The sequence below is a fragment of the Microcoleus vaginatus FACHB-2002 genome (assembly GCF_040004035.1).
Classification (GTDB): domain Bacteria; phylum Cyanobacteriota; class Cyanobacteriia; order Cyanobacteriales; family Microcoleaceae; genus Microcoleus; species Microcoleus vaginatus_C.
In genome coordinates, this window is record NZ_JAMPLN010000078.1 from 1 (window position 1) to 8,023 (window position 8,023).

General features: G+C 47.9%; 9 protein-coding genes and 1 pseudogene. 7 read left to right on the forward strand and 3 right to left on the reverse strand.

What is annotated here, in order from left to right; translation table 11 throughout:
- A pseudogene (locus tag NDI35_RS29415) lies at positions 1 to 164 on the reverse strand (photosystem II D2 protein (photosystem q(a) protein)); the annotation flags it as partial.
- Positions 165 to 253: 89 nt separating this feature from the next.
- On the opposite strand from NDI35_RS29415, the gene NDI35_RS29420 reads away from it, so the two are divergent.
- The 4 genes from NDI35_RS29420 to NDI35_RS29435 all read left to right on the forward strand — a co-directional run bounded on the left by NDI35_RS29420 (position 254) and on the right by NDI35_RS29435 (position 3,568).
- Positions 254 to 433, forward strand: a complete 180-nt coding sequence (locus tag NDI35_RS29420) for a hypothetical protein (protein WP_445315788.1) — start codon at positions 254 to 256, stop codon at positions 431 to 433.
- A gap of 146 nt (positions 434 to 579) precedes the next feature.
- Positions 580 to 849, forward strand: coding sequence for a UPF0367 protein family (locus NDI35_RS29425; RefSeq protein ID WP_190663726.1), 270 nt, complete (start codon positions 580 to 582; stop codon positions 847 to 849).
- 23 nt (positions 850 to 872) lie between these two features.
- Complete coding sequence (locus NDI35_RS29430) at positions 873 to 1,544, forward strand: energy-coupling factor ABC transporter ATP-binding protein (RefSeq protein ID WP_445315789.1); 672 nt, start codon at positions 873 to 875, stop codon at positions 1,542 to 1,544.
- A gap of 269 nt (positions 1,545 to 1,813) precedes the next feature.
- On the forward strand, positions 1,814 to 3,568 hold the full coding sequence (locus tag NDI35_RS29435; protein ID WP_445315790.1) for a protein kinase domain-containing protein: 1,755 nt from the start codon (positions 1,814 to 1,816) through the stop codon (positions 3,566 to 3,568).
- 157 nt (positions 3,569 to 3,725) lie between these two features.
- On the opposite strand, the gene NDI35_RS29440 is transcribed toward NDI35_RS29435, so the two are convergent.
- The gene (locus NDI35_RS29440; protein ID WP_445315791.1) at positions 3,726 to 4,514 is read right to left on the reverse strand and encodes a DUF4058 family protein; all 789 of its coding nucleotides are present in this window, start codon (positions 4,512 to 4,514) and stop codon (positions 3,726 to 3,728) included.
- 129 nt (positions 4,515 to 4,643) lie between these two features.
- Positions 4,644 to 4,886: a hypothetical protein gene (locus NDI35_RS29445; RefSeq protein ID WP_445315792.1), complete on the reverse strand. Its 243-nt coding sequence runs from the start codon at positions 4,884 to 4,886 to the stop codon at positions 4,644 to 4,646.
- A 129-nt stretch (positions 4,887 to 5,015) separates the two neighbouring features.
- Here NDI35_RS29445 and NDI35_RS29450 point away from each other — a divergent pair, with 129 nt between their 5' ends.
- From NDI35_RS29450 to NDI35_RS29460, 3 genes are all read left to right on the forward strand, one after another.
- Positions 5,016 to 5,228, forward strand: coding sequence for a helix-turn-helix domain-containing protein (locus NDI35_RS29450; RefSeq protein ID WP_172192515.1), 213 nt, complete (start codon positions 5,016 to 5,018; stop codon positions 5,226 to 5,228).
- Between the two features lie 120 nt (positions 5,229 to 5,348).
- Positions 5,349 to 5,840 (forward strand): hypothetical protein, encoded by a 492-nt coding sequence (locus NDI35_RS29455; RefSeq protein ID WP_445315793.1) that lies wholly within the window; start codon positions 5,349 to 5,351, stop codon positions 5,838 to 5,840.
- 104 nt (positions 5,841 to 5,944) lie between these two features.
- The coding region (locus tag NDI35_RS29460) for a tetratricopeptide repeat protein (RefSeq protein ID WP_445315794.1) at positions 5,945 to 8,023 on the forward strand (2,079 nt) is incomplete at its 3' end.

Below are 8,023 nucleotides of genomic sequence, written 5' to 3' on the forward strand. Positions count from 1 at the left end.
ACGAAGGTGGTGCCTGTTAACCAGCCACCGATGGCTAGGTAGGCGCAGGGGAATAGCAGGATGCCAGACCAGCCTACGAAGACGAAGCGATCGCGTTTGAGCCAGTCGTCGAGGACATCAAATATGCCTCTTTCGGTCTGGGCGCGTCCGACTGCGATTGTCATTTACGCAAATCTCCAAATGGATATAATTACAACGGATCTGTCTCTAGTCATGAGTCTTCCACCGTTGCCTCTGCTTAGCAGAAAACAAGTTGGATTATGAACAGACTTTACTTTTCTTTACCGTATTGACGATTATAGAGGTAATTCTTTACAAGAGCAAGTTTTTCTTAAAAAACTTTTGGCTCTTGACTTTTGGCTTGTGCGAAATCCCCGAAGCCCTCAAAGTCCCCGAAATCTTTGCCCTGCATTTGGAAACTTCTACTATATAGGAGTCTTTGCGCTTTGCGTCAGAAGCCCGGTGGCTTCGTAGATATATCGGCCTCAACCTCTTATTTTTCTAAGAAACTGCGTTTCTTTGGGTAAGTCCTATATATATACTGAGGATAGAGCTCCAAACTTAGGTTTTTAAGACTATATGTTCAGCATTGACATCATTGTGAAGAATACGCCCGTCTCGCTGTCGGTGCAGCGGAAGTTGGAGGAGGACGCTGAGACTGTTTACCAGCAGGTACTGGCGGCGATTCGCAACTCCCAACCGCAAATTTTGGAACTCACCTGCGAGAAAAATCCTGAGAAAAAGGTGGCTGTACTCAGCAGCGAGATTTCTGGGGTGGTGGTTTCTCAGAAATCGGGGGCGTCATCTACAGGCAGATCCCCTGGTTTTGTCTCGATGACAGCAGAATGAGGGCTGGGGGTGTTGGTGCCGATATGAGCCAGTCAGCCGTTGCTGTGCGGGATTTGGGTTTTTGCTGGCCGTCGGGCGATCGAGTGTTGCAAGGTTGCTCTCTGGATGTACCCAAGGGCGAGTTTTGGATGCTTTTGGGCACTAACGGCAGTGGCAAGTCTACGCTGTTGAGGCTGATGGCTGGGCTGCTGCACCCCCAGTCGGGGGAAATTGACCTCGGCGGGCGGGTGGGTTTTGTGTTCCAAAACCCGGATCACCAATTGGTAATGCCGACGGTTGGTGCGGATGTGGCTTTTGGTTTGGTGGAGGAAAAGCTTTCTAACGTTCAGGTGCGGGCGAGGGTGGCGGAGGCTTTGGAGGCTGTGAATTTGCTGGATTTGCAGCGGCGGCCGATTTATGCTTTGAGTGGGGGCCAGAAGCAGCGAATTGCTCTTGCTGGGGCGATCGCCCGTCACTGCGAAATTTTGCTGTTGGATGAACCGACGGCTTTGTTAGATCCTGATTCTCAGTTGGATTTGGTGGCGGCGGTGCAGCGGTTGGTGAAAAATCGCGGGATTACGGCTTTGTGGGTGACTCACCGTTTGGATGAGTTGAATTACTGCGATGGGGCTTTTTTGTTGGAAAAGGGCCAAGTTGTCGATCGGGGAGATCCGGCGCGTTTGAAGCAGCGGTTGATGCAAAGTCAAGATGTTTAGCTGTTATAGCAGTTGACAGTTGACAGTTTTGGTCCCCGAATCAAACCGTTTATGAAGTGCAGATTTTAGACTCTATTCATTAGATTATTTATGGCCGCGCTTGAGGTGACGATTTCTATAAGTAGCGGTTGAAAGCTATTTGTGGTTAATATCAACCATTAAGTTATTAGGAAGCCGACAGAGGAATCGCCCGCAAATAATTAGAGTTATGTTACTTATTCCAATACCATTCAGGAATAAATAGTATTTTGATTATTTAGGAGAGACTGATGAACAATTATCCTGACTTATCTTACCATGGATATGACGTGATCCGCGAACTAGGGCGTAACCGAGAAGGGGGACGAATTACCTGGCTTGCCTCAACTATTGATACTACTGATATAAAACAGCAAGTTGTTGTCAAGCAGTTTTGTTTTGCTCAATCTGGTTCTGACTGGTCAGCTTTTAGTGTTCATCAACGAGAGATTCAGGTTTTGCAAGGACTCAACCATCCTGGTATTCCTCGCTACTTAGGAGGGTTTTCCACGTCGGATGGTTTCTGTATGGTGCAGGAGTATATCGATGCACCATCTTTAGGAGTGTTACGCAGTTTTGAACCCGAAGAAATTAAGCAAATTGCTGTATCCGTGCTAGAGATTTTAGTTTATTTGCAAAATCGAATTCCGCCCGTCATCCATCGAGATATTAAACCAGAAAATATACTGGTGGACGATCTACTCAGGGTTTATCTGATCGATTTTGGGTTTGCGCGAATTGGCAGTCAGGAAGTATCTGGCAGTAGCGTTTTCAAGGGAACGCCCGGTTTTATTCCCCCCGAACAGCTACGGAAACCTACAGAAGCCTCTGACTTATATGGGTTGGGAGCAACCTTGATTTGTTTGCTTACAGGTACCCCCTCGACAGCACTTCAGGACTTAACGGACGAGGATGACCCCTATCTTATTCGGTTCAGTCAGCTAATCCCACAGCTAAGTTTACGATTTGTTAGCTGGTTGGAAAAGATGGTGCAACCGAGGCTAAGAGATCGCTATCCAAATGCTGTTACAGCTTTGGAAGACCTTAAATCGTTGTATGTCTTTCGAGTACCAGAAGTCAGCTTAAATACAAATTCTCTGGTTTTCCAAGCAACTCGGTTAGGTGAAAAACTTACACAAAAAATTCACTTTCGCAACTTAATGCCTGACACTTTGCTAGAGGGAAGTTGGGAAGTAGCTCCTCATCTTCAAGATCCGCCACATACTCCTGATTCCCATGCTTGGATTTCCTTCTCACCTGCTAGTTTTAAGGAGAATTTAGTAAAATGTGAAATTACCATAGATACTTCCCTCCTTGCAGCAGATAAACATTACGAGCGTCATCTTCTTTTACATACAAATGCCTCGCCAGAAACACATGATGTAACTATCAAGGTTCAGACAGCACCTTTGCCAATTGATGTTAAGAAACCTCCCTACAAAAGCATGGCAGTATTGTTCATATTTTCAACGGTAATAACAACTATAGTCATCGGTAGTTTAGGTTGGTCTCAACCAGCTATAGGAATTATTGCTCTAGCTGTTGCCACAGTAGCAACTATTTGGGGGACAGGAGCAAACCTTGGAATTAAAGCATGGAGTTGGATAGGGGGCGGTATAGGCTTAACTTTTATAGGACTGGCGATACAGGTGACTCAAGGTTTCTCTGGTGCCTTTTTCGGGCTGATTTTTGGCGCCTTCTCAGGTGCAATCCTTGGAGCGGCGTTTGGAGTTTGGGTGGATATAATTGTTATTCATCTTCTGGATCGTGACTTTTTGAGAGAAATCACACTCGATCGCTTTGTGTTAACGCTGTCAGCACTAAGCACTGTGCTGGGAATTGCTTTAGGTATGGGATTTGTAGTCGGCTTTATAAATCTCTATACTTTGCTAACGTTGGGGGGATCAGGACTGCCTCTTGCAGCTATGTTGTTGTATCCTTCCCTTAAACATCGCTGGTTAATTGCCCGCTACCGTAAGTCCGAACAAAACTTGATTCAGCCGTGACATATAGGCGACTGCATAACAACCTCACAGAACACTATTCTAACAAACATTCATAGAGCGTGAAGTTCACTCTAAAAGTTTCTTGGAAATTAAAATTAATTCATCGGACGCTCGTGATGAGTTAGACAACAGCGGTGTACAAGTGTTTGATACCAAATCAATCTCGCAATCCTCGATCGCGCAACAAAGCATCTGCCCAAGCTGCATCTGTTTCCGAGAGGGGCGGTACTGATTGCCTATTATAATCTATCTCCATATCGTAACCTGCAATATCATATATTCCATTGAACAGCATTTCCAAATCAACAACAGGCTCAGGATCTTCTGAAAGCAAAGGCAACGGGAAAGAAGGAATTACATTCTGAATATTAAAAGCATATAAATCACCGCGAGGACGGCGGTTGCCGCGACACACCAAAATGCGATAGTGACTCTCAATGTTATTGCCAACAATTGGCATGGGTTCCCCATTTCGCAGTAAATCAATTTCAATTAAATGAGTGCGGGTACTTAGTATCTGTTGGCGTTTTTCTTCATACATCTGCCGTCCTTTACCAGAACGCTTATTAGTGGGTGAAAGAATTTCAATCGCTGTTATTACTTCTCTGGTTTCCACCTGTTTAATTTCTAAATAAGCTTCTTTGATAATCTCAGGAACAGGAATTGTCACAGTCACTGGTTGTGTTGGGGGTAATAAAACAGCCACATTCGGCATTGAAGGACTGCTGGCGTTTGCCAAAGGCTGTACCGTTATATCTGGAATACCAACACTCACAGAACTTTCCCCGCTGGTTTCATACATTCGCACTTCTACCGCGACTCGATATTTAGGCCGCAGTTGGGGAGATAAAAATCTGGCAATTTCACTAATCAGCAAGTTATGTATCCCAGGCCAAAAGTCAGGATGCTCTAAATACGGGTCCATACCAGGAAAGGGAGATGGCATTGATGTGACTCCTTGACTCAACTCTATTTATAGTTTAGCAATGTTGTTTTGGGAAAATTAGGGGCGATCGCACTTCCTGCCAAATAGAATAATTCCTATTTGTGGAAGGGCGATCGCACTTTTCAACAATTAAACTTCGATCGACAATTGCATCGGAATTGGAACGCTGTTTTCATCTAAGACAGACAGCGCATTTACGAAAACAATTGTATGCGGGACTGCGGGCATTAAGCGGCGCAGTGCTTTGAGGTAAGATTCGGCATCGGGGCGGCGGCTGAAACGGGCGACTGTTAACCGCTGACAGTTGGGGAGGTGGCGAATTATGCACCAAGGTTGAAGTCGATCGCGATATGTCGATTGTTTTGGTATCATAGATTTGTTCTGCCCACTTTTGTGGGTGGTAAAGGAAAGGCGATCGCTCTAGATTTCTCAGGTCCGAGGGCGATCGCTATTAATTGTATATTCATTAAATTACGAGTAGTCGTAATTGTCAAGGGCGGAATGGGACGAATTAGACTGCGAGTTCGAGAACTTGCTCAAGAGAAGGGTTGGACTCTTAGGGAAGTCTCCAACAGAACGGGTATTCCATACACTACGATCGCCACCTATGCCAGTTCTCCAGGTATGGCAACTGTTGACTACACGGCTTTGGACAAGATGGCTCGTGCGTTCGATATTGCGATCGAAGATTTAGTCGAGATTTTGGAACAGTAAACTGATTGTGCGTAAACGACGGCTCTTGCGTTAGCACTTTTTACACGATACTTGCGTATATTGGAATTTTCCGGCTGTAGACTAGAGTCAGGAGTTGTTCAGTTTGCCGGAGTTATATTAATGCCAATTAATCGTCTGTCTGATATACAAGAGAACTTGGAAGATCTGCAAGAGCAATTAGGCGGCAAGCAGAAGGCTCTAAATTTAGCACCGCAAGAAGAAAAAATCCGAATTAAACAGCAAATTCGAGAGCTACGCAAGGAAATTCGGGAGCAGGAAGAGGAGTATTGGCAGGTTCTCGATCGGCAAACGAAAACAGAAGAAATTCCCGAACATGAGGCTGAGATTATTGTTGCCGAGATTGTCGAAGAAGTTGGGCAAATTGAAGTGCAGGGACAGTATTCAGATGAAGTGCTTCAGATTTTGCAGGAGATTCGGGACAGGCTGAACCAACCGGGACCGACAGCAGCCGCGAAACTTAAAGGCGTAATCTCAAGCATTCCGCCGTTTGTGGGAATTTCCTACGAGGCTGAATTGGATACAGAGAATTTTTTCCAGCGGCATTTCCCAACGTTTCAGGAGTGGGCTAAGGCACTACCAAAAAAGTCCTAGACCTGGAGCGAAATACACCTAATCCAGGTTTAACAAGTTTTTACCAACTATACGATATTCCCTCCGAACTCGGTTCAAAAAACTTTGTCGGACGGGATGAAGAGATGCAGCAGTTGCACGGATTGTTGCAGGATGGGAGCCGCGTTGCCATTGCCGCTGCGTCGGGAATGGGCGGCATCGGCAAGACAGAATTGGCATGGCAGTATGCAAATTTTCACCGCGAACACAACACCTATCCAGCAGGGATTTGGTGGCTGTTTGTCCGGGACAACGATTTAGCACGGCAGGTGTTGCAGAAAGCGCTGCGAATGGGAATTCAGCCGCCGGATACTCTCGACAATCTGGAGGAACGGTTGCAGTTTTGCTACGAAGAGTGGGCAAAACAAACCTCTGGCAATGCTCTGCTGGTATTGGATGATGTCAACGATTACCCCGCGGTGCAGTCGTTGCTGCCGAGAAATCCCCGCTTTAAAGTGTTGCTGACAGCGCGACAATTTGTGCCGTCGCCTGTGGGGTGTTTGCCGTTAAAAGTGTTGAAACCAGAGGCGGCGCTAAAATTGCTGCGGCTGACGGCTGGGGATTTGCCGGGAAACGGGCTGGGACGGATTGATGCCCAGCTTGAAGATGCTGAAGCGCTTTGTCAGTGGTTGGATTATTTGCCTTTGGGCATTGAACTGGTAGGGCGCTATCTGCGACGCAAGCGGGCGCTGTCCTTGGCAGAAATGCTGCAACGGTTGCAGAGTCAGCGATTGGAGGCGCGGGCATTGCAGGAGGCGGAAGCTGGGATGACGGCTAGGCGCGGAGTGGCGGCAGCCTTTGAGTTGAGTTGGGCGGAATTGAAACCTCCGGCGCGGACGCTGGGGTGTCTGCTGAGCGTGTTTGCTCTGGCTCCGATTCCTTGGGAGTTGGTAGCCGAGTGTTTGCCGGATTGGGATGAGGAGGAGTTGGAGGATTGTTGGGATGACGAACTGCTGGAACAGAGTTTGCTGTCGTTGGTGGAGGATGAAACCTCAGATTCGGGTCAATCTGGGCTGGTGCAGCCACGCTATCAACTTCATGCTTTGATTCGGGAGTTTTTTGCGGCCAAATTGCAGGGACGCGCCGATGCTGAGAATTTGCGGAGAAGTTTTGCGGTGGCGCTGACAGCGGTGGCAAAGACGATTTCATATCCGGTGACGCTGGAGGTGCAGGAACGGGTGAAGGAGGCGCTGCCCCATTTGGATCTGGTGGCGGAGCAATGGTCGCATTTGCTGGAAGATAATGATGCTGTGTGGTCTTTTACGAGCTTACGGTGGGTTGCTCAGGGACAGAGTTCTTGGGTAGAGGCGGAGAAGTGGTTCAAAGCTTGCCTCCAGATGACACAGCAACGCTGCGGAGCCGACCATCCCGGTACGGCAACCAGTTTGAACAATCTGGCAGACCTATACCGTGCAATGGAACGCTACCCGGAGGCGGAACCCTTGTTAGTGCGATCGCTCTCGATCTGGGAGCAACAGTTCGGAGTTGACCATCCCCAGACGGCTATGAGTTTGAACAATCTCGCAGCCCTGTACTATGCAATGGGTCGCTACGCGGAGGCGGAACCGTTATTAGTGCGATCGCTCTCTATTTACGAGCAGCAGCTAGGAGCCGACCATCCCAATACCGCTCCGACTTTGAACAATCTGGCAGAGCTATACTGTGCAATGAGACGCTACTCGGAGGCGGAACCCTTGTTCGTACGATCGCTCGCCATCACAGAGCAGCAGCTCGGAGCCGAGCATCCCCACACGGCTATGAGTTTGAACAATCTGGCAAATCTGTACTATGCAACGGGACGGTACGCGGAGGCGGAACCGTTATTAGTGCGATCGCTCGCCATCTGGGAGCAGCAGCTAGGAACCGACCATCCCCATACTGCTCAGAGTTTGAACAATCTGGCAGAGCTATACCGTGCAACGGGACGGTACGCGGAGGCGGAACCCTTGTTAGTGCGAGCGCTCTCTATTTACGAGCAGCAGCTCGGAGCCGACCATCCCGATACGGCTATGAGTTTGAACAGTCTGGCAGGGCTGTACAAGTCGATGGGACTTCAGGGGGCGACAAGCGCCCCCGAAGCTTTACAGGCTAACGTTTGCGTGCGATCGACCCCACCAAAAAATTTCTGCTTATTGACAAAAATATCTCCCGAGGGAAAAGAATAC